Source organism: Corynebacterium sp. KPL3927 (genome assembly GCF_040225835.1).
Taxonomy (GTDB): Bacteria; Actinomycetota; Actinomycetes; order Mycobacteriales; family Mycobacteriaceae; genus Corynebacterium.
In genome coordinates this window covers 13,884-39,853 of the sequence record NZ_JBEHGD010000020.1, presented here as the reverse complement: position 1 = coordinate 39,853, position 25,970 = coordinate 13,884, and the positions used below count along the sequence as shown (strand labels likewise).

The following is a 25,970-nucleotide window of genomic DNA, read 5'->3' as shown; positions in this document are numbered from 1 at the left end:
AAAATAGCGGTCAGGGCCGCAACCCAATACGCGGCCGTGGAATAGACGCGCGTGGCGGCCATAACGCCGATATTCTCGGCATAGGTCGTGGTACCGGAGCCGCCGAAGCCACCGGCGAGGGAGGAAGCGAGGCCATCGGCAATCAGGGCATCGCCGGCAAGGTCGTCCAAGTCGCGGTTGGTCATCTCAGAAACGGCCTTGACGTGGCCGACGTTTTCCGCAATCAGCACCACGAGCACCGGCAAGGCCACGGCGATGGCGGAAAGATGGAACTCTGGGGCGTGAAATTCGGGCAGGCCTACCCACGGCGCGGCATCGATGGCAGCCTTGGCATCCTCGCCTAAATTACCGGTCAGGGCGGCGAAAACCCAGCCGACGACCACGCCGATGAGGATGGACAGGCGCGAAACCATGCCGCGCCCGGCAACCGTGGCTAGGAGAATAACCAGCAGCGTGATGCCTGCGACCAAGGGCTGCGAGGCGAAGTTCTCGGCCGCATTCGGCGCCAAATTAAGCCCGATGAGCGCGACGATGGCGCCGGTAACCGCCGGCGGCATCACAGCATCGAGCACCCGCCTACCGGCAGCCTTGACCACAAAACCGACCGCCACCAGCACCAAACCGGTCACCAGAATGGATCCGGCCTGCGCCGCAATCCCGTATTGCTGCGAGGCGGTCAGCGGGGCGATGAAGGCAAACGACGAACCCAGGTAGGACGGCAGGCGATTGCGCGTAATCAGCAGGAAGAGGATGGTGCCGATGCCGGAAAACAGCAGCGTGGTATTGACCGGAAATCCGGTCAGGGTGGGCACCAGCAGCGTGGCACCAAACATCGCCACCACGTGCTGCATGCCGATGCCAATGGTTCGGCCCCAACTTAGTCGTTCCTCGGGCGCGACCACGGCGCCTGGTGCAATTTTCTTACCGTCGCCGTGGACGGTCCAACCTAGTATGCTCACGAACCACCATTATGGGCCATGGGGCACGAATTTTAGGAATCTTCGTCCACGATGAATTCGGCGAGCTCGCGGGCGGTGGTGGCGGGCAGGCGGACATCGACAAGCGTGCCGTCCTCGGTGTATTCCTCGCTGCGCACGGTGCCCTCAGCATGCACGCGCGAGACGACATCGCCGCGGGTGAAGGGAACCTGCAGCTTAACGTGGCTATCGCGGGAGTTGAGGAAGAGCTCCACGCGCGCGCTCAGCTCGTCGATACCCTCCCCCGTGCGCGCCGAAACATAGACGACGTCCTCATGATCCAGGACGTGGCGCAGCTCCGCGAGCACGAGCGGGTCGGCCTGGTCAATCTTGTTGATCACGATGATTTCCGGCGGGGCCTGCTCACCAGTCTCGCTGACGATATCGTAGATGACCTTATTGACCGCCTCGATTTGCTTGAGCGGAAACGGGTCCGATCCGTCCACGACATGCAGCATGATATCGGCGGCGAGCACTTCTTCCAGGGTGGATTTGAAGGCCTCCACGAGCTGGGTGGGCAGGTGGCGGACGAAGCCGACGGTATCGGTGAAGACGACCTGGCGGCCATCGGCAAGCGAGGCGCGGCGCGTGGTGGGATCCAAGGTGGCAAATAGGGCGTCTTCCACAAGCACGCCCGCGTTCGTCATGGCATTAATGAGCGAGGATTTGCCGGCGTTGGTGTAGCCGGCGATGGCGATCTGGGCGATCGTGGAGGACTGGCGCCGGGAACGCTTTACCTCGCGAGCGGTCTTCATCCCGCGCAGTTCCTTGCGCAGGCGCGCCATTTCGGTGCGGATGCGCCGGCGGTCGGTCTCGATCTTGGTTTCACCGGGCCCGCGCAGGCCGACGCCGCCATTGGAACCGGCGCGGCCGCCGGCCTGGCGCGAGAGATTGCCGCCCCAACCGCGGGTGTGGGTATAGAGGTATTCCAGCTGCGCCAGCGAGACCTGCGCCTTGCCCTCCTTGGACTTTGCGTGTTGGGCAAAGATGTCCAAGATGAGCATGGTGCGGTCGATGACCTTGGTATTGAGCGCGCGCTCTAATGCCGTGAGCTGGCCGGGGTTCAGCTCACCATCGCACACGACGGTATCGGCGCCGGTGGCCTCGACGATATCGTGGAGCTCTTTGACCTTGCCCGAGCCGATGAAAGTACCAGGATCCGGTTTATCGCGCTTTTGGTAGATCATTTCGACCACGTCCGCGCCGGCGGTTTCGGTCAGGGCGGCCAGCTCATCCATCGTGGCCTCGACCTCCGCTACGGTGCCTTCGGTCCACACGCCCACGAGGATGACGCGCTCGAGGCGCAGTTTTCGGTATTCCACCTCGTAGCCATCGGTGGTGTCCTCGGCGCGGATGGAGGTCTCGCGGGTAACGCGGCGGAAGGCGTTGCGCTCGGCCAAATCTAGATCGCCGCTGGTCGGCGTGGTTTCCTGTGGGGTATCCGCGTGGTCGCGGAAGGCCTGGGCGAGAAGTTCGTCCTTGCTCGCGGAGCTATCAGAATTCTGCGGGGAAAATTTGTTCATATTGCAATCTATTTTGGCACGTTAGGCGGCAAAACGGGAATTGCGGTTTCCGGGCTTACTGGACAAAGCGATACAATGGTGCCTATGGAAACGACGCAGGCTAGGCCAACGACTACTACCCAGAAGAAGAATACCGAGATGCAGGCGATCGGCCTGGATTTCGAACGCTGGCAGGACGCGGTCGAGGCAGCCATCGCCACGGACCGCCTTGCCGTAACCGGTGAGGTGCGCGGCGGCCAGCTCATCCAATACGGCGATCCTTCGGGTGCCCAACTTAATATCTTGGCGGTTGAGCCCTACGCCACCTTTATCGGTTTCGATGCGGTTACGCAGGGTTTTGCCCACGTGGAGATGTTTAATGACGTGCTGGCGATCATGGATATCATCGATCCGTTCGGCACGCCGCTGGCGCAGGTCACGGCGAACCTCGCGCAGGGACCGTTGTTGGCAGAAGAACCGCGGCAGGAATGGCAGCAGGTATCGCTGACCGCCATGGGTCTTGATATCACCACCTACGAGTCCCCGGCCGCATTCGAAGCCGAAACCGGCGAGTACCCCGCCCTTTTTGAATCCGAAGGCGCCCGCGTCATCGCTTCGGGCTCGGGCGCACAGGCCCCCACTCCTGCGGCCACCTTTGCCGCCCGGGTGATGGAAGCCGAATGGCGCACCAATGAACTCACCGGCGAAAAGTTCGCGCACCTCGTCATGGACGGGCTATTCCCCTTCGATCTCTGCCTGCCAGCGGACCGTGGCGAATTGCCGGCCAAGGATACCGTGATTTCCGGTACGGCCCTGCTCACCGCCGCTATTGACATGCCGTCCGGCGGCTGCGGTGATGGCGGATGCGGATCCGGCGGTTGCGGCTGCGGTGGGCACTAAATTTTTAGGCCATGGCATTCCATAACGATCCGCAAAACCGGAGGACACTTGTCTTTATCCTCTTGGTCCTTTGCGCGATCGCGATTGTTGCCACGTTAAAACTGCCCGGCCTCATCATCGCCGCCATGCTGGTGGGCGCGGGGTGGTTTATGCTGCGCACGCGCCCCGATACCGCGGAACGAAGGGCCTTGCGCAGTTCTATTTCCCTCTCGGCGGACGATATCCAGGACGTCATCGCCGAATTCGAGGAATTCGAAACCTCCACAGAGGCGGAGCCACTGGCGGATCGCACGCTGTATCGGCCGGCACTGCTCGACCTCGACTGCTCCCACCCCGCCATCGATGCGTTCCACTACGAATTAGCCGGGGCGCGCCGCTTCCTCCGCCGCCTCAATGTCAGAATCCACGCCCACGGCATGCGCACGCAGGACTTAGAAGCCCTCCTCCGCGTCACCGATGAACGTGCCCGCGAGCTGAAAGAATCCTGGCTGGCGGCCCGCCGCGCGGCCTTCCAGCTCGGCCCGGATTACCGCACGCGACAGATCGACGACGGAAACTAACGCCTCTACAAGCTCGTTTCGCCCGTAGCCACGATGGCGGACGGGCCCGTCAACCGCGTGCCGTTGTCATAAACCTCGACGGTGACCTCGCCGCCAGGAACGTGGACATGGACGGTGCCGAGGGCTTGGGCGGCATCGGCAAGCGCGGCGGTAGCTGCCGCAACCGTGCCCGTGCCACAAGACTGCGTCTCCCCAACCCCGCGCTCGAAGACGCGCATATGCACGTGTCCCTCCCGCAGCGGGGTAACCAGCTCAAAGTTCACGCCACCCGGGAAGAAGGACTCATCGTAGACCGGCGCCGTGAGTTCCTTGGTAGCCAAAGCTTCCGGTTCCAGGCCTGGAATGACGGCCGCAAGGTGCGGGTTGCCCATATCCACCCCGAGGCCGGCGTAGGACTCACCGCCTACGGAGGCCGTAGACACCCCGGTCACGCGCGCGGGCCCCATCTCCACAGTGACGCTAGCGGCAGTGGCATCGCAGGAATGCACCGTTACCTGCTTGGCGCCCGCCCGGGTGCCGATGGTGAATGCGTCCTCGCCAACCAAGTCGTGCGAGCGCAACCAATGGGCAAAGACGCGGGTGCCGTTGCCGCACATTTCCGCCACGGAGCCATCGGCGTTGCGGTAATCCATGAACCAATCGGCAGCATCCACCCCGTCCGGCAAGGCCGCCAGCTCGCCCGCGTCCACGAGGGCGCCGGCGCGAACCACCCGCAGCAGGCCATCGCCGCCGATTCCTGCCCGGCGGTCACACAGCGCCGCCACGCGATCCGGTGAGAGCGGCGTTTTGGCGTCGAAGTCTTCTACGATGACGAAGTCATTTTCAGTTCCATGGCCTTTGGCAAATTTCATACCCTCTACCCTAGCGCCGCAGCACATACAAAGCCTCGGCGGTAGTATCGCCCGCGGCATCGAGCCAGGTAATGCGCTTATCGCGGTTGAACCAGGAACGCTGGCGGCGCACGTACCGGCGGGTGCCAGTAATAGTGCGCTCTACCGCATCCTCCCACGTCAGCTCGCCGCGCTGGGCTTGTAGCACCTGTGCATAGCCAATGGCGCGGCCGGCGGTGGAATCGGCCACAAGCCCCTTGTCCTGCAGGCGCTCGACTTCCTCGACGAGGCCTTGCTCAAACATGAGGCGCGTGCGCTTTTCGATGCGCGGGTTTAACCACTCGCTATCGGTGCGCAGCCCCAGCAGCTTGGTTCCCCACCGGGGCGGGCCATTTTTCGGCGGCTGGCTGGCCTTGAAGGGCTTGCCGGTCAGCTCGATGACCTCCAGCGCCCTGACGGTGCGGCGGGGGTCTTTGTCCTCAATGATTGCGGCTGCGGCTGGGTCGACGCGCGCCAACTCGGCGTGGAGGGCGTCGGTTCCGATATCGGCGCGGCGGGCCTCGTATTTGGCCCGCACCTGCGGATCGGTGGGCGGGAATTGCCAATCATCCACCAATGCCTGGGCATAGAGCATGGATCCACCGACGAGGATGGGCGTCTTGCCGCGGGACATGATGTCCTCGATATCGCGCAAGGCCGCCTGCTGATAGCGCGCCACGGAAGCGGTCTCCGTCACGTCCCAGACATCGAGCTGGTGGTGCGGAATTCCTTCGCGCTCTGCGGGGGAAAGCTTCGCGGTGCCGATATCCATGCCGCGGTATAGCTGCATGGAATCGACATTGACCACTTCCCCATCCAGTTCATGGGCTAGGGCCAGCCCGAGGGCGGATTTGCCTGAGGCGGTGGGGCCAACTACTGCGATGGGGCGCATGTTACCTCCCAGCCAGCTACGTAGCGTCCGACCCCGAGGGTGGCATCTGTCGCCCGCACCTGCGCGCGCTTAGGTGCGCAACCGGAAAGCTCCAACCAGAGCTCCGGCTCTTCCACGCCGCGTTGCTTAAGCCACTCGGCATCGCTGCTTGCCGATGCCCCCATCAACACCTCCTCGCACCACCGGTGCGTCTCCTGCGCGCCGGGGATAAGGGCCAGCGGTGCCCTCTCGGTAAGGCCCGCGCTGCCGTCTGCGACCACGATGGTAAGGACCTTTGGGGCTGGTGTACCCAGGTAATCGCGGCTATCGCGAACCGTTATCTGTGGGACCGTGGATAAGACGTAGTGGGCCATGATCTCTGGCAGGTAGTTTCCGGCGCCCACGTGCACTTGGTCGGCTCCCCAGGCGCGCAGGCTTCCGGTATGGCGGGTATGCCACCGTGGGGAGCGGGATCCAATAATTTCTGCCTCACTAATGCCGGCGGCAGCGGCTTCGACCGCGAGCGTGCGCGCCGCCGCGAGCAGTGCCCGCGAGGCGGCGTCGTTGGGGGCTAGCTCGACTGCCAGCGCCGGCGAGGCGGGCATAACCATGAGATTGAACATTATTCCTCTATACTATCTACCCAAGTGGAGGTAATTAAATAGATTCTAGGCACACATCGATTTTTCGCGGTAATGTAACCAGTGATTTCATCCGGCAGCCGTGACGCGCGGCGATATATGTCTAGGAGGGCTTTCCATGTCTCCCACCCCAACCCCAGGTTCCATGCCCAAGAAGGGCCCCCGCCCCACAGCCAAGCCCGTGCCCGTGCAATCTCCGAGCAAGAACGATCCGGCCAAGTGGGGGCGCGTCGATGCCGATGGGTCCGTCTTCGTTTCCGCCCCCGAGGGCGAGCGCAAGATTGGGGAATGGCAGGCAGGTTCTGCGCAGGAAGGCCTCGAGCACTTCGGCGCCCGCTATGACGACCTAGCCACCGAGATCGAGCTCCTAGAGGCTCGCCTGCGCGCCAACCCCAGCGAGGCCGCAGGAATCAAGCAAACCGCCGCCGAACTCCGCGAGACCCTGCCTACCGCTGCGGTCATTGGCGATATCGCGGCGCTGGATCGCCGCCTCGCGGCGGTTATTGATCACTCCGTTGTGGCCGGTGAACAGGCGCAGGCGGAGCGGGAAAAGCGCCGGCAGGATGCGATTGCGGCGAAGGAAAAGCTCGCCGCCGAGGCTGAAGAGATTGCCGAGAATTCCACCGAGTGGAAGGCCGCCGGCGACCGCATCCGCGCCATTTTGGAAGAGTGGAAGCAGATTAAGGGCATCGATAAGAAGACCGATGACGGCCTGTGGAAGCGCTATTCGCGCGCCCGCGATTCCTTTAATCGGCGCCGCGGTTCGCACTTTGCGGATCTCGATCGCGCCCGTGCTGCGGCGCGGAAGAAGAAGGAAGAGCTGGTCGAGCGCGCTGAAGCCATCCAGGACTCCACCGATTGGGGTCCCACCGCCCGCGCCTACCGCGATCTCATGGCGGAGTGGAAGGCGGCTGGCCGCGCCCCACGCGAGGTCGATGACCAGCTGTGGGCGAAGTTCCGCGCCGCCCAGGACCGCTTCTTCGATGCCCGCAATGCCGTCAACGACGAGCGGGACCGCGAGTTCGCCGAAAACGCCAAGGCAAAGGACGCGTTGCTTGCGGAATACGACAGCCTAATCGACCCATCGCAAAGCATGGACAAGGCCAAGGCTAAGCTGCGCGAGCTGCAGGAAAAGTGGGAGGAAATCGGCTTTGTGCCCCGCAACCAAATCCGCGAGTACGAATCCAAGATTGAACAGCTAGAAAAGCGCGTCACCCAGGCGGAGGAATCCGAATGGCGTCGCACCGACCCCGAAGCGCAGGCCCGCGTGGCCCAGTTCCAGGCCAAGGTGGAAGACTTCAAGGCCCAGTCCGCGGCCGCGGAAGCTAAGGGCAAGGAGAAGAAGGCCGCGGAGCTGCGCGCGCAGGCGGAGCAATGGCAGGAATTCGCCGATGCCGCTGCCAATGCCGTCAACGATAAATAGTGCACCTCGTTCAGATTGCGCGCCCAACCCAGATAGCCGAGGATGAACCGGCGGATTGCATCCGATCGTTTGTTTTCTGGGCAAACCTTGCGGCGCAGGAAGCCAGCGGGGATGCAGCGGCCTCGACCTCGCCTAGCCGCGTGGTGCACCGCCTGCAGGGTTCGGGCGAATCGCAGACCTACCTTTTCGCCGTGGTCGATGGGCCGGCGACGCTTGGGCCCGTCTCCGAGCTTGGTCTGCCGCAAATTCCAGCCACTGCACCGAGTCCAGAGCTGGACTACGTGGGATTTATCCACATCAGCCTCCCGCTTTTAGAGGAGCGGAATGCCGCGGAAATCGAGTGCGTCCTCTGCGATCTGCCACTGCCCGGAGAACCCCTTGATGCCAAGAGGCAGAAGGTGGCTACCTGGATGGGAGATACAGCATTAAAAATCACCCAGCAGCTCGGCCGTAGCGTGGCGCACGCGGGCCTGCTGCACCCGCCGGAGACTTCGCCGGAGTACGACGCGATGGCGGAGGTCTATCAATCCTTAGGCTTTACGCAGCGCCATAGCGAGCGACAACTAGCCATCGATATTCCAGAACAGCCGGCTGCTGCCCTCTTTCCGCCCGGGCTTTCGGCCGCGGTATGGCAGGACTATGCCATACCGGAAGAGCATATCGACGATGTCATGCGCCTTTTAACGGTCGCGTCCGCGGATGCCGATACCGGCACCCTGTCCACCGAGCCCATCGTGTGGTCCAGGCAGCGGTTGGAAGAGGCGCACCAACGCCTGCGTTCGCGGCGCGGGCATACGCTGCTCGTTGCGCTCATTGATGACGCCGGCGACATCGTGGCGCTCACGGAACTGGCGCGGCACGAGGCGGCGGATCCGGAGGTGTGCGAATGGACTCTTACCGTCACCGACCGTGACCACCGCCGGCAAGGCTTGGCGCAATTAGCTAAGCTCACTGCCCTGCACGAGGTCAACGGAGCGTGGCCACAGGTGCGCCGCTGCTACTGTTCCGTCGCCGCCGGCGATGGTGCTATGAACGCGCTATACGCGCGGCTCGGAGCGCGGGAAATCTCCCAATCCTCTGCCTGGGAGCTGCACCTTTAGCCTTCGTGCTGGTGGCGGTGACGCTCGGCGGCCTTTTTCCGGCGGTCATCGACAAGCATCTCCTGCGGCTGCGGGGACGCAATATCGGACTGGATTTTTCCTACCTCATCCAGCTGGCCCGCCGAAGCGCGGACCTTTTCCTCGGCCGCGCGTTGCTCTGGGCTGCGGCGCAGGGCGACGAGGCTAAAGCCCAAGAAGGCCAAAAAAGTGGCGAGCATGCCCACCCACATGCCGATGGCCGGGGCATCCGCGGTGGAGCCACGGTACCAAAAGCCCCACAGGTTAACGAAGAATGAAACCGTCACCATCATCCACGCAATCAGCCCGAGGGTGGCGCGGCGGGTGAGCAGGGTTGCAGTCGTCAGCACGCCCACGCCGAGTAGCGCGAGCCACGCAGAGACGGTTTCCATCAGCGAGATCTTTACCCCGCCGTCGGTGGTGCCGAAACTGAGAGCCTGCCACCCGTGGGCAGAGCCGGCATAAGGAACGATGAGGTAGACAATATAGGCCGCCACAGCGATCCACAGCGTCAGCTTCTGCCCACGCAAATCCATGGTTTGTGCTGCTCGGCGCTCCGCCTGTGCCGCCTCCTGGGCGGCGGTGGTGGTATTTCGCTCTCTCATGGCACCCTAGCCTACTCCCCCGGTTAGCAGCCGCAGGAATCCGCTGCGGCAGCGCTTGCAGGCTTGCCGATGCCCGGCAGCCCCAAGCCCACCCCGATGGGAGCGGTAGTGGGGGTTTGACCCGCCGCCGACATGTCGCCGGCCTTGGTGCGGGTGTGGGTGGCTACTGCGGCATCGGCAAGCAAGAAGAACGAACCGGCACCGGTGACCTTGGTGCGCACGACGTCGCCGGGGCGAATCTCAGCGGAGATATCCGCGCCGTTGTCGTCGATAGGGCTAAAGTGCACGAGGCGCCCATCGCGAGCGCGACCCGACATGCGGTGGGTCTCGTCGTTCTTGCGCCCGCCTTCTGCCTGGACCAAAAGCTCTACCTCCGTGCCCACGAGCTTCTGGTTGTCTTCTGCCTGGATGCTATCCTGCAGCGCAACGAGCCGCTCGAAGCGGTCCTGAACGACTTCCTTGGGAACCTGGTTTTCCATCTCCGCCGCAGGGGTGCCAGGGCGCGGGGAATACTGGAAGGTAAACGCCGAAGCGAAGCGGGCGCGGCGGACCAAGTCCATGGTGTCCTGGAAATCCTCTTCGGTCTCGCCTGGGAAGCCGACGATGATATCGGTGGTAATCGCAGCGTTCGGAATCTTCTCGCGGACCTCATCAAGGATGCGCAAGAACTTCTTCGTGCGATAGGAGCGGCGCATGTCCTTTAAGACCTTATCCGAGCCGGATTGCAGCGGCATGTGCAGCTGCGGGCACACGGCAGGGGTTTCCGCCATGGCGTCGATGACATCCGAGGTAAACTCGGCCGGGTGCGGGGAGGTAAACCGCAAGCGTTCGAGACCTTCAATCTTTCCCACCTCGCGCAGCAGCTTTGAGAAAGCGAAACGATCGCGCGGCATTTCTGGATCGGCGAAATTCACGCCGTAGGCGTTGACGTTTTGGCCCAGCAAGGTGACCTCAGAGACGCCCTGATCTACCAGCGCTTGTACCTCGGCCAGGATATCGCCCGGCCGGCGGTCCTCTTCCTTGCCGCGCAGGGAGGGAACGATGCAGAACGTGCAAGTGTTATTGCAGCCCACGGACACCGATACCCAACCCGCGTAGGCGGATTCGCGCTTAGCGGGCAATACCGAGGGAAACGCCTCTAGCGAATCGACGATCTCTACTTGGGCTTCCTCATTGTGGCGGGCGCGCTCGAGGAGGGTTGGCAATGCGGCCATATTGTGGGTGCCGAAGACGGCATCCACCCACGGTGCATTATCAAGAACGGTGTCCTTATCCTTTTGCGCAAGGCACCCGCCCACGGCAATTTGCATGCCTGGGTGGTTCTCCTTCGTCTTTTTCAATGCGCCCAGCGTGCCGTAAAGGCGCTTGTCGGCGTTTTCGCGGACTGCGCACGTGTTAAAGACGACGAGATCCGGCTCCGTGGCCTCGTCTGCGGCCGCGTAGCCAGCTTCCTCCAGCAGACCAGAGATGCGCTCAGAATCGTGCACATTCATCTGGCAGCCGAAGGTTCGGACTTCATAGGTACGGGTTTCAGGAATTGTCTGCTCCACGTCGGCATAGTTTAGCCATCACCCAGAACAACTCATAACCGTCGCTGCTAGGCGCCCGTGAAGGCAGCCAGGTGGGTTCGAGTGCGCGTGGTGCGGCGCTTGGGGGCACGTGCGCGAGTACCTAGGTTGGAGTCCACACGGCGCTCAACCCCCATCGCGGGTTTTAAGGAGAAGCCAGCTCCTCGCAACGCTCCTCGAGGGCGCTAATGGCAATGCGCAAAGACATCCCCTCGTTGAACCCACGGCGTGCCAATACACCTACGATCCTGCGCAGCGCCTTATCTCTTTCCTTCCTGTCCGCAGGAACGGCTTTTAGGCTGCGCGCCTTCTTTTCCGCCAAAGCTCGGGCCATAGCTTCTTCATCAGCGGCATCTATTTGCTCGAGGGCTTCATCTCTATCTGGTTGGCTGACGCCTTTGTCTCGGAGCTCGCGGTCGAGGACGCTGCGCGATTTTCCTCGCCGCTTATGCCGCTGCCGCACCCATTCGGCGGCAAAGGCAGCATCATTGATAAGTCCCGCATGGGCTAAGTCATCGAGGACATCTTCCACCACTTCAGCGTCGAATTCGGCCTGCACTAAGCGGTCATACAATTCCTGGCGGGACCGCGAACGCTGGTCGAGCAAGCCCAAGGCGCGGAAGCGAACCTTGGACTTTGCCTCTTCGGCCTCCCGATCAAAAAGCCCGCCCCCGGCTTCTCCTTTTTCATAGGCGGCAAGCGCTTGGCGGAGTTGCTCTAGTTTTTCAGGGGCGGGTTTATTCATAGTGCGGGTTATAAGCGGTGGGATTGCAGGTGGACAGGGTTAGTCGTCATCGAAGTCGACGTTTGGGACCAAATCTACGGATTCGTCCGTCAATGGGTCATCGGAGCCGGGGACATCCATGGCGGTAGCTTCTTCACCATTCGCCGCCTCTTCCCCGATGCCGAGCTTCTGGAAGATCTTCTTTTCGATCTCGTTGGCAAGGTCAGGGTTGTCCTTCAAGAAGGAACGGGCCTTCTCCTTGCCTTGTCCCAGTTGATCGCCTTCATAGGTAAACCAGGAGCCGGACTTGCGGATAAAGCCGTTTTCTACACCGAGATCAATGATGGAGGACTCCCGAGAAATACCCTCGCCATACATGATGTCGAACTCGGCGATCTTGAACGGTGGGGACACCTTATTCTTTACCACCTTGAGTTTGGTGCGGTTACCAATGGCGTCTTGACCATCCTTCAGGGTCTGGATACGGCGGATATCGCAGCGCACGGAGGAGTAGAACTTCAACGCCTTACCACCGGTCGTGGTCTCTGGGGAACCGAACATCACACCAATCTTTTCGCGCAGCTGGTTGATGAAGATTGCGGTGGTACCGGAGTTGTATAGCGCACCCGTCATCTTGCGCAAGGCCTGGGACATAAGGCGGGCTTGCAGGCCCACGTGGCTATCGCCCATCTCGCCTTCGATTTCCGCCTTCGGGGTCAGCGCCGCCACGGAGTCCACCACGATGATGTCGATGGCGCCGGAGCGCACCAGCATATCCGCGATTTCCAGGGCCTGTTCACCGGTATCCGGCTGGGATACGAGGAGGTTATCGGTATCGACGCCTAGCAGGCGTGCATATTGGGGGTCGAGGGCGTGCTCGGCATCGATAAACGCTGCAATGCCGCCGTCTTTTTGCGCCGAGGCAATTGCGTGCAATGCCACCGTCGTCTTACCGGAGGACTCTGGACCATAGATTTCTACAATTCGACCGCGCGGAAAGCCGCCGATACCCAGCGCCACGTCGATTGCCGTGTTGCCGGAGGAAATGGCCTTGATGGGCGGCCGGTTATCATCGCCCAAGCGCATAACGGCGCCTTTGCCATAATCCTTTTCGATCATGGCCATAGCGGCATCGAGCGCCTTCTGGCGGTCATCTCCCTTGGTTGCGGCTGAGGATGATTTCTTTTTCGCTGCCATTGTTATAAATCCTTATCTCGTACGACGCTGCGTGAACACTTAAATTAGACTGCTGCAGAACCCGAAATGGTTCCGACCTCAATGCAATCCCACTGTAGTCGCCCACACCGACACCCCAACTAGAGTACATACATCTGTTCGAATATCGAAAATGGACACGCCTTTTCGGCTTCTCTCAGACCCTATAACGTTGGGTAATCTACGCCGAGACGGCGCTCTTGGGGGACATCGAAGTCATCGCACAGCCCTATCCATACACGGCGAGGATCGACGCCGCGTTCGATAAGCTCATCCGGCGTTCCATTGAGCGCAGATAAAACATGCGAATGGCTAATCCACGCCCCTTTTGATTCGCCAAATTCATCCACAACCAATTGGTGGTACTCCGTCAATCGCATGCGCGCAATCCTACCCACCACCACGGAAATTATTCCAAAACCTTTACCAGAACTCCAAAAATGCCCTCCTTGAACAACGTTCAAATACGCATGTCTACAGCGTCTTTATCCAAGATGCTAATCTTTTTCCATGCAGAAGAACTCCGTGGCAACCACCATTGCTTATGTTGCGGTATTTACCGCCCTCGTTATCGTTTTAGCCTTCGTTTCTATCCCCGTAGGCACCGCCGGCGTCCCCATCGTCTTGCAAAACGCCGCACTCATTTTGGCCGGCCTCATCTTGGGCGGAAAACGCGGCGGCTACGTTGGACTCCTATTCCTCTTTATTGGTTTGGCATTGCCCATTTTGGCAGGCGGTGGCACCACGCTCCGGGCGCTTGCCGGCCCTACCGTGGGATACATCATCGGATACGTGCTCTCCCCTATCGCCGCCGGCGCCATTGCTTACCGCGCTCCACGCGGAAAGGGCGGCATGACCGTGGTTCTCGCTATCGCAGCCATCGTTGGCCTCTTGGTGCAGTACACCTGTGGCGCCATCGGCCTGATGCTTCGCTCCGGGCTGGATGTAGGCCCGGCCATCGCGGCGCAAGGCCCGTTCGTCCTCGTTGACACCGCAAAGCTCATCGTGGCCGTCATCATCGCCGTTGGTGTTCACTCCGCATTCCCCGACCTGATGGGTAAGAAGGCCTCCTAGTGCCCACCATCGACTTTTCCTCGGTAACGGTAGCTTTCGATGAGACGGTGGTCCTTGATGACATCAACCTGACTTTAAGCGAGCAGCGGATCGGCGTCATCGGTCAAAATGGCGGCGGAAAGTCCACGCTGACCCGGCTTATCAATGGCCTGGGTGAGCCCACTGCGGGCACCGTAACCGTCGACGGCATAAATCCCAGCGAACAGGGCAAAAAGGTGCGCGAAAAGGTGGGGTTCGTATTTTCTGATGCCGAAAATCAGATTGTCATGCCCAACGTGCGCGATGACATCGCTTTTTCCCTGCGCCGTTTCAAGCTGCCTAAGACCGAGCGCACTGCGCGAGTCGACGCCGCCCTAGAGCGGTTCGGGCTTCTAGACTTTGCCGAGCGCTCCCCTCACACCCTATCTGGTGGACAGAAACAATTGCTCGCCCTGGCCGCCGTGCTGGTCATCGACCCAGTGCTCATCATCGCAGATGAGCCAACGACGCTGCTTGACCTCCGCAATCGTGACCGCATAAAGCGCGAGTTCGCACAGCTCGACCAGCAGCTCATCGTGGTTACTCACGATCTGGAATTTCTTTTGGACTTCGATCGCGTCATTTGCATCGATGACCACAAGGTTGCCGCCGATGGCGCTCCCCAGGAGGTCATCAATTTTTACCGAGACCTCATGGCACAGCGTCCGCTCTAGAAAGCCCAACCAATGACTCGACGCAGAACCAATATTCCGCTTTCCGTGTACGTTCCGGGCACGACGGTAATCCACCGGATGAAACCGAGCTGGAAGATACTCATACTGCTGGTATTCATCCTGGTTACCAGCATCTTTTTCAGCTCTTTGCCGTGGGCTGGCGGTGCGGTGATCGCTGCAGCGTTGACGTACATCATCGCCCGCATTCCCCCACGGATTGCCTGGAGCCAACTCTGGCCGCCCCTAATAATCCTCATTCCCCTTGCCGGGTTCCAGTGGTGGGCGAAGGACTTTGACTACGCCGCGGTGATGTTCCTCAACATCTTGGCCGCCATGATCCTGGCCTTCTTATTGACGCTCACCTCGACGATCGATGCGATCATGGAGTCCCTGGAAGAATCCCTCCAGCCGCTTAATCGTTTCGGCGTCCCAGTAGAAAACATCAGCTTGGCGATGTCCCTGACAATCCGCCTCATCCCCCTCATGTTCGAAACGGTCTATGAGGTTCTCGATGCCCGCAAGGCACGCGGCGCTGGATTCTCCCCCTCGGCGTTTGTCACTCCCGTCATCATCCGCTCCATCCGACGCGCCCGCGCCATTGGCGAAGCCCTCCAAGCCCGCGGCGTCGGCGACTAAGTCAACTAAGGCATTTGCCCGACTAGCACAAAAGCCTCCGCCTTCCCCACCGTTCAGAGCGGATAAGGAAGGATCGAAGGCTATTGTGCGGTTAGTGCTATGACGACGAACGCGGAATCAGGGTGTTACTCTCCGCGCAGCTCGCGCAGACGGGCCTGGACTGCATCGTCATTCGACGTCGGCTGTGCGGCCTGATCCGCAGCGGAGCCAGAGCCCTTATTTCCCTCGATGGCCTCAGTTCGGTTTCCTTCCACCGACTTCGTCGAGTTCATCTCACTACGGATTTGCTCCAAGCGAGAATGGCCGGCCATCTGAACGCCTGCCTGCTGCACCTCAGCCATCCGGTTTTCGACGGAGTTTTCCGCCAATTCCGCCTGCCCCAGAGCCTTGGAGTAACGGCGCTCGATTTTATCGCGCACGGAATCAAGCGAAGGCGTGTTTCCGCCGGCCGATAGCTCGTTCATGGAGTTCAAAGACTCGGAAACCTTTTCCTGCATCTTTGCCTGCTCCAGCTGCGATAGCAGCTTCGAACGCTCGTCAACCTTTTGGCGCAGGGCAGCATTATTACGTTCTACAGCGCGCTTTGCCTGCTCAGCCTGTTGCAATGCCTGGTCATGGAGCTTCTTCGTGTCCTCTACAGACTCTTCTGCAGTCACCAACTGAGCGGCAAAGGCCTCGGCGGCGTTCTCATACTCCACGGCCTTGCTCTCATCACCATTGGCGCGTGCCTTATCTGCAAGCTCCAGCGCCTGGCGGGTATTGCCCTGCAGCTTTTCGACCTCGGCTAGGCGTCGGTTAAGTTGCATCTCCAGCTGGCGTTGATTGCCAATAACCGCCGCAGCTTGCTGCGATAGCTCTTGATGCTGACGTTGGGCATCTTCGATGGCCTGCTCAATCTGCACTTTCGGATCGGCATTCTCTTCGATTTTATTATCGAACAGTGCCATGAGGTACTTCCAACCCTTAACAAATGGATTCGCCATTATGCTCTAGACCTTTCTAAGGAATGTGGGAATGCGTCGCGTTGTCGTGTTCATAGTAACCCAACGCCTAGGGCTCTGCCGCCACTAATCGCAGGTATCCACCGCGTCTACTCTCTCTTAAGAGTCGCGCACGCGTTAAAGCTCAGAAGCAGCTGGCGCGGTATGCGCGAGCTCTTCATCCATCGACGGCAGCGCCATGTAACCGGCAGCCTCGATCAGGACGTCCGACACAGAGGCATCAAGCGCGTGGCACACGGAGGCCAGTAGCTCAGAAGAAACTTCCTTGCGGCCTCGCTCGAGCTCCGACAAGTAGCCCGGTGACACGCGGGCGACGCTAGCCAATTCGCGCAGGGTAACTGACTTATCCGCGCGGAATGCGCGCAGAGTCAAGCCCAATGCTTCACGCAATAATGGCTCGGGGGCACGGGCAGGTTGTGGCGCCGATGGTGCCGCTGCCGCAGGTTCCGCGGCAGTCTGCGCCGAGTGGTCGAGGACTGCTGTAGAAATGTTCATCGTAAGTTTTAACGCTCCTTCGATGAAATTTGTTCCCCACTGGTAGGAAATTTTTTGATGATCGCACCAAGTTGGGCGATCGCAACTCCTACCGTGGCCTTTCTAATTTGGTTTCGTTCAGTGCCCAAGTCACGCAAGCAAAAAGACTGCGCTATGCGCCCGGCGGAATAGATTCCTAAAAATACCGTGCCGGGTTCTTTTCCTTCTTGTTTATCGGGCCCAGCGACGCCGGTAAGCCCTAAACCCCAATCCGCCCCGGTTTCCGCAGCAGCGGCGCGAGCCATATCAACTGCAGTTTCGCCAGAGACGACGCCTACGCGCTCGATCTCTGAGACTGGTTTGTCCAGAAAGTGAGATTTCACCTCGGTGGCATAGGTGATAAGGCCACCGCGCAAGACGGCAGACGCGCCTGGCACCGAAGCGATAGTAGCGCTGGCTAAGCCGGCAGTCAGCGATTCGCACAAGGCCACGGTCTCGTGGCGCTCTGTTAATAAGGCAACGAGGTCAGATTCTGTAAAGGTCATTGCGTTTAGCTATTTTGCTTTTGTCCATCGATGAGATACTGCACGCCGGTAATGACCGTTACCACGACGGCCATCCACATGATGAAGGAGGTAGGAATATCCATCCACGAGGGAAGCGGCCACAAATATAGACCCACGGCGAAGGACTGCAGGACGGTCTTTAGCTTGCCGCCTTTAGAGGCTGGGACGACTTTTCCGCGGCGCAACAGGGCCATGCGCCAGATGGTGATGCCGAATTCGCGAATCAAAATAATGACGGTGACCCAGACCGAAAGCTGATCGACGATATTGAGGCAGACAAGCGCTGTGGTCATGAGCGCTTTATCAGCAATGGGGTCGGCAATCTTGCCAAAATCGGTAATCAACCCGCGGGCGCGGGCAATATCGCCATCGAGCTTATCCGTGAGCATTAAGGCGGCGAAGACGCCGAACGACCACCACTGATGGCCGCCGATGACCAGCCATGCAAAGACCGGAATGAAAACGATACGCAGGCAGGTGAGGAAATTTGGCAGATTCCAATTAGAGACCTGCGGATTCACTTCCGAGGACTGCGCTGACTGTGCTCCGGGTTGATTCACCCTATACATACTACCCGCTTGGGTAATGGTCTCGCGGCACACTCCCCCGAGAATTTATACTGTCCGGTATGAAATTTTTTGCAGTCAATTATGAATACAACCCAGCCAACCCAGAGATAGCGAAGGTCCGCCCGGCCCACCGCGAGTTCACCGGGAAACTATTTGATGAGGGCACCATCGTGGCCTCGGGACCGTTCACGGATTCCCAAGGCGGCGCGCTCATCATTGTGCGCTTTGACGATGATGACACCGAGGTAGCCGATGTCATCCAGCTGATGAACGATGATCCCTTCTATCAAGAAGGCTGCCTCCAGGGCCGCAGCTTCCGCGAGTGGAATCCGGTTAAAGCCCGCTTCTAGGCTCTCTCCCCTAGTTGGGTAGGTCTTCCTTGGACAGATCCTCGGCCCTGCCCAGGTAATCGCCGCGCGTATTGCGCACGATCTTATTTCCTTCCTCGTCCCAGTCGTAGTGGTTGTGGGATACAGCCACTACGCCTTGGGTTTTATCGCGCATGTTCTTGATAACCGATGCAAGAACCGTGATGACCAAGACTCCAACGATAACCACCAGCGAGCCGATCGTGGAGATTTCTGGCACGGATTCAATGTTGTCGCCGCCATTGATAAACGGCAGGTTATTCTCGTGCAACGCGTGGAAGAGCAGCTTGATGCCGATGAAGCCCAAGATAATGCCCAGGCCATAAGGCAGGTAGACGAGGCGGTCCAAGAGGCCATCGATAAGAAAGTACATTTGGCGCAGGCCCATCAGCGCGAATGCGTTGGTGGTAAAAACCAAAAACGCCTCTGAGGTAATGCCGTAGATTGCCGGAATGGAATCGAAGGCAAACATGACATCGATAAGCCCAATGGAAACCAGGGCGACGAATAGCGGCGTAAAGGCGAACCTGCCCTTCTTAGAGCCATTATCCACGCGGTGGGTGAGCTTATCCCCGTGGTACTGCGGGGTAACATCTACGGCCTTGCGCACGAGCTTGATGATGGCCATATCGTTCGGGTTGGTCTCCGGCGCGTCCCGAATCTCATCGATGACCAACTTGATGGCGGTGTAGAGCAGGAAGATGGCGAAGAGGTAGAAGATATCGGACCACGCCGCGATAACCGCCGCGCCCAACAGGATGAATACGAGGCGGAAGACGAGGGCGATAATGATGCCGATGAGCAACACCTTTTGCTGGTACTTGCGCGGGATTTTAAAGGATCCCATGATAAGCGCAAATACGAAGAGGTTATCCACGGAAAGCGCCTGCTCTGTGACATAACCGGTAAAGAATTGGATGCCGTGCTCGTGGCCCCACACGGCCCACACGACGCCGCCAAAAACTACGGCGACGCAAATATAGAAAAGGGTCCACAGGCCCGACTCTTTCAGGGTGGGCTCATGTGGACTGCGCACGTGAGAATAAAAGTCGAATATAAAAAAGGCTAAAATCACCGCACCGGTAACCAGCCACACCCACAATGGGACGTTCATCGCGAGATCCCTCCGGTCGAATTTACTTTAAGAAAGTGACCGGAGGTCTCCCCCGCCCAGCGGATATTCCTCGCTGGGCCGACACGACCGGGAGCGTACAGCTACCGTGTTGACGATCTATGCCGAATGTGGGGTACTCCCCTCCAAGACCGTGACCATCTTACACTACTTAGAACGCCCCGGACGATGGGTTATAGGTCGCTTGCACCGTCCGCGTATCGGAATCGGGCGAGTCGGGGGCATCGGAAAGAGCGGAATCTGCGGAATCACCGGCATCATCGTCTTCTTCCTGGTTCATCTCGTCCTGGATTTCCTTGGGGGCATCGGCAGGGTCGGCACCCTTAATCATCCACAGGATGGTGTCGAGCTCTTCTGGCTTCACCAGCACCTCGCGCGCCTTGGAGCCTTCCGATGGCCCGACAACGCCGCGCGATTCCATCAGGTCCATCAGGCGGCCGGCCTTGGCAAAGCCGATGCGTAGCTTGCGCTGCAGCATTGAGGTGGAACCCAGCTGGGCCGTCACCACAAGCTCGACGGCCTCGAGGAGGTCATCCATGTCCTTGCCGATGTCATCGTCGATCTCCTTCTTCGCCTCAGACTGCTTTTCCTCGGTCACGCCCTCGGTGTAGTTCGGGGCGGCCTGGGATTTAGCGGCCTCGACGACATCCATGACCTCGTCATCGGAAACGAATGCACCCTGCATGCGCACTGGGCGCTTGCCCTGCGGGATAAATAGACCATCGCCCATGCCGATGAGCTTTTCCGCACCGCCTTGGTCCAAGATGACACGGGAGTCGGTCAAGGACGAGGTGGCAAAGGCCAAGCGGGAAGGCACGTTGGTCTTGATAAGGCCGGTGACCACATCGACGGACGGGCGCTGAGTAGCAAGCACCAAGTGAATGCCGGCGGCGCGGGCCTTCTGGGTGATGCGGACGATGGAGTCCTCGATTTCCTTCGGGGCGGTCATCATCAAGTCCGCCAGCTCGTCTACCACGCAGACGATATAAGGGTACGGCCGAACCTCGCGCTCGGAACCTGCCGGGGCCTGATATTCGCCGGAGACTACCTTGCGGTTATAGTCCTCGATCTTGCGCACGCGCGCGGCCTTCATATCCATGTACCGCTGCTCCATCTCTTCCACCAGCCACTGGAGGGCCGCGGCGGCCTTCTTCGGCTGGGTAATAATGGGCGTAATCAGGTGCGGGATGCCCTCATACGGCGTGAGCTCGACCATCTTTGGGTCGACGAGGATCAGGCGTACCTGCTCCGGGGTGGCGCGGGTAAGCAGCGAGACCAGCATGGAGTTCACGAACGCGGACTTACCGGAACCGGTAGCGCCGGCAACCAGCAGGTGCGGCATCTTCTGCACGGAAAAGGACGTGTATTCGCCCTCAATATCCTTGCCCAGGCCAATCAACATTGGGTCCGGGGAAGACGTCATGTTGGGCGCGTCCAGGACCTCGCGCAGGTGGACCATTTCGCGGTCTGGGTTAGGAACCTCAATACCCACTGCGGACTTGCCCGGAATCGGGGTGAGCAAGCGCAGGTTATCGGTAGCCACGGCATAGGCCAGGTTGGATTGCAGGTTCGTAATCTTCGAAACCTTAACGCCTGGTCCAAGCTCAATCTCATAGCGGGTCACCGTGGGGCCACGGCTAAAGCCAGTTACCTGAGCATTGACGTTGAACTCTTCGAAGACATCGGTAATGGCCTCGATGATGCGGTCATTGATCTCGGTGCGTTCCTTCGCAGGCGTGCCTGGGGTCAGCAGATCGGTAGAGGGCACCGCATAGTTGTCGTTGCCAAATTGAGCAGGCGCGGGCGCTTGGGGTTGCGCGGCAGGCTGCTCCGCCGCGGTGGATTCCACCTGTGCGCCGGTGGCGGCATCTCGACCAGAGCGCTCGCGGAACAGGCGCCGGGCTTCCTCGTGCGCCGAAGACACGGCATCGGAGCCGGCCTTGGCAGCACCTGCGGCGGCTCCAGCGGCACCAGCGGCAGCGGCACCCTTGGCCTTGCCCGCGGCACCAGCAGCACCAGCAGCGCCGGCCGCCCCGGATGCAGCAGCACCAGCGGCACCCGCGGCGCGACCAACGCGTGAAGCTGCATCGCCCTTCTTGCGGCCGCCAGAAGACCCGCCAGTGGCAGAACCCAAGACGCGGGTGGGCTCGCTTTCTGGCAGCGCAGGTTGGGCGGATTCCGTGTCGTCTGCGTAGTCAGCATCGTCTACCGCTGGGAAGGCATCGGTATCCCCCATGCGGGAATCTGCACCATAGCACAGTTCTTCGTCGCTGCGGTCTACGGGCTCATAACCCGCACGGACTGGGGTGTTGAAGGCGACGGTGTGGTCGTCTGCGGGGGCATCGTCAAGCGACTGCACCGGATAGGAGCTGCCGGTCTTGCGCAGGGCGGACGTGCCGCGACGCTTCGGCGCAGGACGCTCGGAGCGCTCGCGGCCATGTGCAATATCGTCGATATCGCCAGACACGTGGCCGTAGAGATCGTCTTCGTCAGCATCGTCGTAGTCCGCCTCGCTGCCACCAAAGCGGGAAAAGGCCGAGCGCAGCGAATCCGCCACGAGCTCGTAGGCCTCGCGGATGGTGATTCCCGTAACCAGTAGCGCGCCGTAAATGATGACGAGGAAGAGCAGCGGCACCGCAACATAGGAGGTAAACGCAGCATCGAGGATCCCGCCAATGGCAAAGCCAACAACACCGCCGGCCCCGCCCGCGGTATCGGTGGTAAAGCCGAGCGGCGGATTACCGGCAAAGATGTGGATGAGGCTCAGCATCGCCAGCACGATGATCGACGTGCCACCCGCAATGCGCGGATTGATGCGACCGGATGGACCGTCCATTTCCATCATGAGCGAGATGGCCAGGGCGACGAGCGCAATGGGAAGCACCCACGCGCCGGCGCCAATGACGTAGCGCACCAGGTTTCCCACCCAGGCGCCCACCTGGCCGGCGACGCCGAACCATACGGTGGCGGCGAGGACGATGGCTACGCCAATGAGCACTAAGGCAACCGCATCCGGATTCTTGACGCGCAACCCGCCCTGCGGGGAAGCCGCCGCCTCATCGGAAGCCTGTGCCTCCTCTTCGGCTGCGATATCGCGCGCGCGAGTTACCTTACTTTTCTTCTTTTTCCCGGCGCTATCAGAAATTTCCTGTGGCTCCCTTGTTCTCTCGAAATCCTCCGTGCCGTCAGCAGTTACATCCTGGCTCGGCTTCAGGCCCGCAAGGCCATTGCCTAGGCCGCGGGCAACATTGCCCATTCCGCGCGCGGTGGCACCAAAAGCGGAGCCAAGCCCCTTGCCGACGGCCCGAAATGCGCTCCCCGTACGCTCTTGTGTCGTTCCTGCCGCGCGCCCAGACGAGGTCATCTCCAGCGTCTCTGGCACACCGGCGCTGGACTGGCTGCGGCCAGACGGCCGCGACCGGTTCGCTTTCCGGGCAGGCGCGCTTTTCGATGCTCGCGTCTGGTTGCGGCGCGATCCGCGCGAGGAGGCATTTTTGACAGACATGTCATTTACCTTAACCGGAAAACCCCACAAATCACATACGCCACACGCGTGGCAGAGCTAGTTAACCGAGAAATGTCCCGAGTTCGGGCTAAAAAGGTGCAGCACGGGCCACAAAAGCGGCTTTTTCTAGCCTACAGGGTTGACATCTTGATGGCTGACTCGTCGCCATTGATGGTGACTTGTACGACATCGCGCCCGTATGCCCACAGGAGGAGTTCGCCAACCTCCCCGCTTACGCGGACCACGCGATCGCCGCGATCGGCTACCCCGTGCTTGTCTGCCACGACGATGCGCTGCATCCCGTCCGGCTGCAGGATCACCGGCTGGGTGGATTTACGCAGGCTCAATTTGGCCCAGATCTTCAAAAAACGGTGCAGCTTCTTCTGCACGGCCACAGAAAAATCGCGGGGTTCGGTCTGGCCATTGGCGCGGCGGATATCCTCGTGGTGGATGAAATGTTCGCCCAAATTTTGCTGGGCATCGAGAAAACGTGCGGGGTTAAACTTTGCCGGCCCCCTCCCCCAGGCATCGACAAGCTCATCGAAATCGCGGCGGGCGACCTTAGCGGATTCCTTTTCTAGGTGGGGCTGCAGGACCGAAAGGAACATGCCCGCTGCGGCATCGGGACGGTTTTCGCGCACCCACAGGTGGGCAACTAAGTCGCGCGTGGTCCAGCCCTCACACAGCGTGGGGGCGTCTGGACCTAGCTGATGCAGAAGCGCGACCATCTTGGCGCGTTCGGAAGATGAAAACGACATGTGCCCCAGCATACCGAGGTCATCGAAATGCTGGGGCACAGAAACTATGCCGGAATTAAATCCTTTTGTAGGAGAACTTACAGGGACTCGCGGCTGGCGTCGACATCGGCGTCATCAGCAAGCAGCGTGCCTGAATTCGTCGGCACGATGGTGGGCAAAATGACCGGCTCGCGCTTGTACTTGGAATCCATGAGCTTGGAGACCTTGCGGCGCAGCTTTTGCACCATCCGGTAGGTGTCATTCTCGCCCTCTGCGGCGAGATCGTTCATGGTGTTTTCCACCATCTCCGCCACCTCGGGCACAACACCGCGGTCATCATCGGAGAAACCGGTGGTTGCCACGGTTGGGTGCTCGAGCAGGCGGGAGGTGCGGTTATCAATCACGCAGGTAATGGATACCACGCCGCCGGCGCCCAAGTTGGTGCGGTCTGCCAAGGTATCGGCATCGACATCGCCCATGGACACGCCATCGACGTAGAGGTGGCCAACCTGCAGCTGGCCGACGACCTCCGCGCGGCCCTTACGCAGATCCACCACAACGCCGTTTTGCGCCAAGACCGTCCGGTCGCGGGCCACGCCGGTGGAAATCGCCAATTCCTTATTGGCGCGCAGGTGGCGCCACTCGCCGTGGACCGGCATGGCATTGCGCGGGCGCGCCGCGTTGTACAGGAAGAGCAGCTCGCCGGAGTAGCCGTGGCCAGATGCGTGGACCTTGACGTCCTGATTGGTGATGACGTTGGCACCAATCTGGGACAGCATATTGATAACGCCGAAGACGGCCTCTTCGTTGCCCGGGATGAGCGAGGAAGAGAAGATGATGGTATCGCCATCGCGCACCGTAATCTGGCGGTGCTCGCGGCGGGCCATGCGGGACAGCGCAGCCATCGGCTCACCCTGCGTACCGGTGGTAATGAGCATGGTCTTGTGCGGGGCCATCTTCGCGGCCTCATCGATGGGGATGATGGTGCCGCGCGGGACCTTCAAAAAGCCCATCTTTTCCGCGATCTCCATATTGCGCATCATCGAACGGCCATTGAAGGCCACCTTGCGGCCATTGGCCACGGCAGCATCGATGGCAGCCTGCACGCGGTAGACGTTCGAGGCGAAGGAGGCCAAGATGACGCGCTGCTTCGCATTAGCCACCAAGCGCTTGAAGTTGGCTGGGATATCGCCCTCGGAGGCGGATACGCCCGGCACGGTGGCGTTGGTGGAATCGCACAGCATGAGGTCAACGCCCTCGTCGCCGTAACGAGACAGCGCCGGAAGGTCGGTCGGACGGTTATCCAACGGGGTTTGGTCCAGCTTGATATCACCGGTGTGGATGATATTGCCGGCCGGGGTGCCCAGCATGATGCCGAGCGCATCCGGCACGGAGTGGTTGACCGCCCAGAAGCGAACGCGGAAGCAACCGTAGGTCACATCGGACTTCTCGTTGACCTCAACGAACTTCGGCTTCTGGCGGTGTTCCTTACACTTCGCCGCAATAAGCGCGATAGTGAAACGGGAAGCCACGATGGGGATATCCGGGCGCAGCTTCAGCAGCCACGGAATGGCACCGATGTGGTCTTCGTGGGCGTGGGTGACCACGAGGGCCTTTACCTTGTCGATCTTCTTTTCAATCGGCCCGAAGTCCGGCAGGATGAGGTCCACGCCGGGCTCACCAGACGATGGGAAGAGCACGCCGCAGTCAATGATGAGTAGCTCATCGCCGTACTCAAAGACGGTCATGTTGCGGCCGATTTCGGAGATACCGCCCAAGGCGTAAATGCGCAGGGTATCCTTCGCCTGCTTTGGCGGTTCCGGCAGGCGCTTGGTCAAATCAGCACCCTGCATCGACTTCGGCACATTGCGGCGGCCGCGGTTATTGTTATTGCGGCCACGGCCCTTGCCATTGCCGTTCTTTCCGTTGCCACCGTTGTTGTTCTTGTTATTGCCGCCGTGGTTATTGCCACCGTGGCCATTGCCATTATTGCCGTTTCCGCCACGACCACGGCCGCGGCCGCCACGGGAACGCGAGCGGCGGCCGTTGTTATCGCCGTCGTTCTTGTTATCGGCAGAGTTATTCTTGCCAGAGTTGCCCTGCTCCTCATTTCCGGCAGTGCCGGCGTTATTGGCAGGGGCCTGAAATACGGGCGAAGCCGCCTCATTGGAGGCGGTCTCAGTTTCCGAAGGTGGACCCGCCTTGCGGGTGACCTTGCGGGAACGGTTACGGGGTTCAGTCAT

26 protein-coding genes are annotated in these 25,970 nt (G+C 60.5%); 8 read left to right on the top strand and 18 right to left on the bottom strand.

Features of this window, described 5'->3' with window-relative positions; genetic code table 11:
• The coding region (locus ABRP86_RS09460) for a uracil-xanthine permease family protein (protein WP_349863908.1) at positions 1-959 on the bottom strand (959 nt) is incomplete at its 3' end.
• A 32-nt stretch (positions 960-991) separates the two neighbouring features.
• Complete coding sequence (gene hflX / locus ABRP86_RS09455; protein WP_349863905.1) at positions 992-2,500, bottom strand: GTPase HflX; 1,509 nt, start codon at positions 2,498-2,500, stop codon at positions 992-994.
• Positions 2,501-2,575: 75 nt separating this feature from the next.
• Between hflX and ABRP86_RS09450 the strand changes: the two genes are divergently transcribed.
• Together ABRP86_RS09450 and ABRP86_RS09445 are read left to right on the top strand one after the other, a co-directional pair.
• A complete protein-coding gene (locus ABRP86_RS09450; protein WP_349863903.1) occupies positions 2,576-3,379 on the top strand; it encodes a hypothetical protein in 804 nt (267 codons plus the stop codon).
• Between the two features lie 11 nt (positions 3,380-3,390).
• Entirely contained in the window at positions 3,391-3,939 is a 549-nt protein-coding gene (locus ABRP86_RS09445; protein ID WP_349852777.1) for a hypothetical protein, read from the top strand.
• Positions 3,940-3,944: 5 nt separating this feature from the next.
• Here the strand turns inward: ABRP86_RS09445 and dapF are convergent, their stop codons facing one another.
• From dapF to ABRP86_RS09430, 3 genes are read right to left on the bottom strand one after another with little or no spacing between them, the layout of a single operon-like run.
• Positions 3,945-4,790, bottom strand: coding sequence for a diaminopimelate epimerase (dapF, locus tag ABRP86_RS09440; protein WP_349863900.1), 846 nt, complete (start codon positions 4,788-4,790; stop codon positions 3,945-3,947).
• Positions 4,791-4,800: 10 nt separating this feature from the next.
• Positions 4,801-5,700 (bottom strand): tRNA (adenosine(37)-N6)-dimethylallyltransferase MiaA, encoded by a 900-nt coding sequence (gene miaA / locus ABRP86_RS09435; RefSeq protein ID WP_349852775.1) that lies wholly within the window; start codon positions 5,698-5,700, stop codon positions 4,801-4,803.
• On the bottom strand, positions 5,682-6,302 hold the full coding sequence (locus tag ABRP86_RS09430) for a hypothetical protein (RefSeq protein WP_349863896.1): 621 nt from the start codon (positions 6,300-6,302) through the stop codon (positions 5,682-5,684). Before ABRP86_RS09430 ends, miaA begins: the two co-directional genes overlap by 19 nt.
• A 136-nt stretch (positions 6,303-6,438) precedes the next feature.
• On the opposite strand from ABRP86_RS09430, the gene ABRP86_RS09425 reads away from it, so the two are divergent.
• Together ABRP86_RS09425 and ABRP86_RS09420 are read left to right on the top strand one after the other, a co-directional pair.
• Positions 6,439-7,743 carry a DUF349 domain-containing protein gene (locus ABRP86_RS09425; RefSeq protein ID WP_023022782.1) on the top strand — a complete coding sequence of 435 codons (1,305 nt, stop codon included), beginning with the start codon at positions 6,439-6,441 and terminating at the stop codon, positions 7,741-7,743.
• Positions 7,743-8,843, top strand: coding sequence for a GNAT family N-acetyltransferase (locus ABRP86_RS09420; RefSeq protein WP_023022784.1), 1,101 nt, complete (start codon positions 7,743-7,745; stop codon positions 8,841-8,843). The genes ABRP86_RS09425 and ABRP86_RS09420 overlap by 1 nt, the downstream gene beginning before the upstream one ends.
• Here the strand turns inward: ABRP86_RS09420 and ABRP86_RS09415 are convergent.
• From ABRP86_RS09415 to ABRP86_RS09395, 5 genes are all read right to left on the bottom strand, one after another.
• The gene (locus ABRP86_RS09415; RefSeq protein WP_349863895.1) at positions 8,840-9,466 is read right to left on the bottom strand and encodes an Rv2732c family membrane protein; all 627 of its coding nucleotides are present in this window, start codon (positions 9,464-9,466) and stop codon (positions 8,840-8,842) included. The two genes, ABRP86_RS09420 and ABRP86_RS09415, sit on opposite strands and share 4 nt — an antisense overlap.
• Positions 9,467-9,489: 23 nt before the next feature.
• Positions 9,490-11,016 (bottom strand): tRNA (N6-isopentenyl adenosine(37)-C2)-methylthiotransferase MiaB, encoded by a 1,527-nt coding sequence (miaB, locus tag ABRP86_RS09410; RefSeq protein WP_349863893.1) that lies wholly within the window; start codon positions 11,014-11,016, stop codon positions 9,490-9,492.
• Positions 11,017-11,179: 163 nt separating this feature from the next.
• A complete protein-coding gene (gene recX, locus ABRP86_RS09405; RefSeq protein WP_349863891.1) occupies positions 11,180-11,779 on the bottom strand; it encodes a recombination regulator RecX in 600 nt (199 codons plus the stop codon).
• Between the two features lie 39 nt (positions 11,780-11,818).
• Positions 11,819-12,955, bottom strand: a complete 1,137-nt coding sequence (gene recA / locus ABRP86_RS09400; RefSeq protein ID WP_349863889.1) for a recombinase RecA — start codon at positions 12,953-12,955, stop codon at positions 11,819-11,821.
• 182 nt (positions 12,956-13,137) lie between these two features.
• A complete protein-coding gene (locus tag ABRP86_RS09395; protein WP_284769643.1) occupies positions 13,138-13,353 on the bottom strand; it encodes a DUF3046 domain-containing protein in 216 nt (71 codons plus the stop codon).
• Between the two features lie 130 nt (positions 13,354-13,483).
• Here ABRP86_RS09395 and ABRP86_RS09390 point away from each other — a divergent pair, with 130 nt between their 5' ends.
• Genes ABRP86_RS09390 through ABRP86_RS09380 form a run of 3 tightly spaced genes read left to right on the top strand, consistent with a single transcriptional unit; the run spans position 13,484 to position 15,375 of the window.
• Positions 13,484-14,047, top strand: a complete 564-nt coding sequence (locus tag ABRP86_RS09390; protein WP_023022795.1) for a biotin transporter BioY — start codon at positions 13,484-13,486, stop codon at positions 14,045-14,047.
• Positions 14,047-14,739 carry an energy-coupling factor ABC transporter ATP-binding protein gene (locus ABRP86_RS09385; protein ID WP_349852769.1) on the top strand — a complete coding sequence of 231 codons (693 nt, stop codon included), beginning with the start codon at positions 14,047-14,049 and terminating at the stop codon, positions 14,737-14,739. Before ABRP86_RS09390 ends, ABRP86_RS09385 begins: the two co-directional genes overlap by 1 nt.
• A gap of 12 nt (positions 14,740-14,751) precedes the next feature.
• Positions 14,752-15,375 carry an energy-coupling factor transporter transmembrane component T family protein gene (locus tag ABRP86_RS09380; protein ID WP_349863886.1) on the top strand — a complete coding sequence of 208 codons (624 nt, stop codon included), beginning with the start codon at positions 14,752-14,754 and terminating at the stop codon, positions 15,373-15,375.
• A 125-nt stretch (positions 15,376-15,500) separates the two neighbouring features.
• On the opposite strand, the gene ABRP86_RS09375 is transcribed toward ABRP86_RS09380, so the two are convergent.
• The 4 genes from ABRP86_RS09375 to pgsA form a co-directional block, all read right to left on the bottom strand.
• Entirely contained in the window at positions 15,501-16,358 is an 858-nt protein-coding gene (locus ABRP86_RS09375; RefSeq protein WP_023022801.1) for a PspA/IM30 family protein, read from the bottom strand.
• 135 nt (positions 16,359-16,493) lie between these two features.
• A complete protein-coding gene (locus ABRP86_RS09370) occupies positions 16,494-16,871 on the bottom strand; it encodes a helix-turn-helix domain-containing protein (protein ID WP_005278839.1) in 378 nt (125 codons plus the stop codon).
• Positions 16,872-16,879: 8 nt separating this feature from the next.
• A complete protein-coding gene (locus tag ABRP86_RS09365; RefSeq protein ID WP_284624038.1) occupies positions 16,880-17,395 on the bottom strand; it encodes a nicotinamide-nucleotide amidohydrolase family protein in 516 nt (171 codons plus the stop codon).
• Between the two features lie 5 nt (positions 17,396-17,400).
• Entirely contained in the window at positions 17,401-17,985 is a 585-nt protein-coding gene (gene pgsA / locus ABRP86_RS09360; protein ID WP_023017340.1) for a CDP-diacylglycerol--glycerol-3-phosphate 3-phosphatidyltransferase, read from the bottom strand.
• Positions 17,986-18,044: 59 nt separating this feature from the next.
• Between pgsA and ABRP86_RS09355 the strand changes: the two genes are divergently transcribed.
• Positions 18,045-18,335, top strand: a complete 291-nt coding sequence (locus ABRP86_RS09355; protein WP_005283496.1) for a YciI family protein — start codon at positions 18,045-18,047, stop codon at positions 18,333-18,335.
• 10 nt (positions 18,336-18,345) lie between these two features.
• Here the strand turns inward: ABRP86_RS09355 and ABRP86_RS09350 are convergent, their stop codons facing one another.
• The 4 genes from ABRP86_RS09350 to ABRP86_RS09335 form a co-directional block, all read right to left on the bottom strand.
• A complete protein-coding gene (locus tag ABRP86_RS09350; RefSeq protein ID WP_349863881.1) occupies positions 18,346-19,467 on the bottom strand; it encodes a TerC family protein in 1,122 nt (373 codons plus the stop codon).
• 169 nt (positions 19,468-19,636) lie between these two features.
• Positions 19,637-22,849 carry an FtsK/SpoIIIE family DNA translocase gene (locus ABRP86_RS09345; protein ID WP_502880314.1) on the bottom strand — a complete coding sequence of 1,071 codons (3,213 nt, stop codon included), beginning with the start codon at positions 22,847-22,849 and terminating at the stop codon, positions 19,637-19,639.
• 272 nt (positions 22,850-23,121) lie between these two features.
• Positions 23,122-23,760, bottom strand: coding sequence for a TIGR03085 family metal-binding protein (locus ABRP86_RS09340; protein ID WP_005283505.1), 639 nt, complete (start codon positions 23,758-23,760; stop codon positions 23,122-23,124).
• 65 nt (positions 23,761-23,825) lie between these two features.
• Positions 23,826-25,970 carry a ribonuclease J gene (locus ABRP86_RS09335; protein ID WP_349863878.1) on the bottom strand — a complete coding sequence of 715 codons (2,145 nt, stop codon included), beginning with the start codon at positions 25,968-25,970 and terminating at the stop codon, positions 23,826-23,828.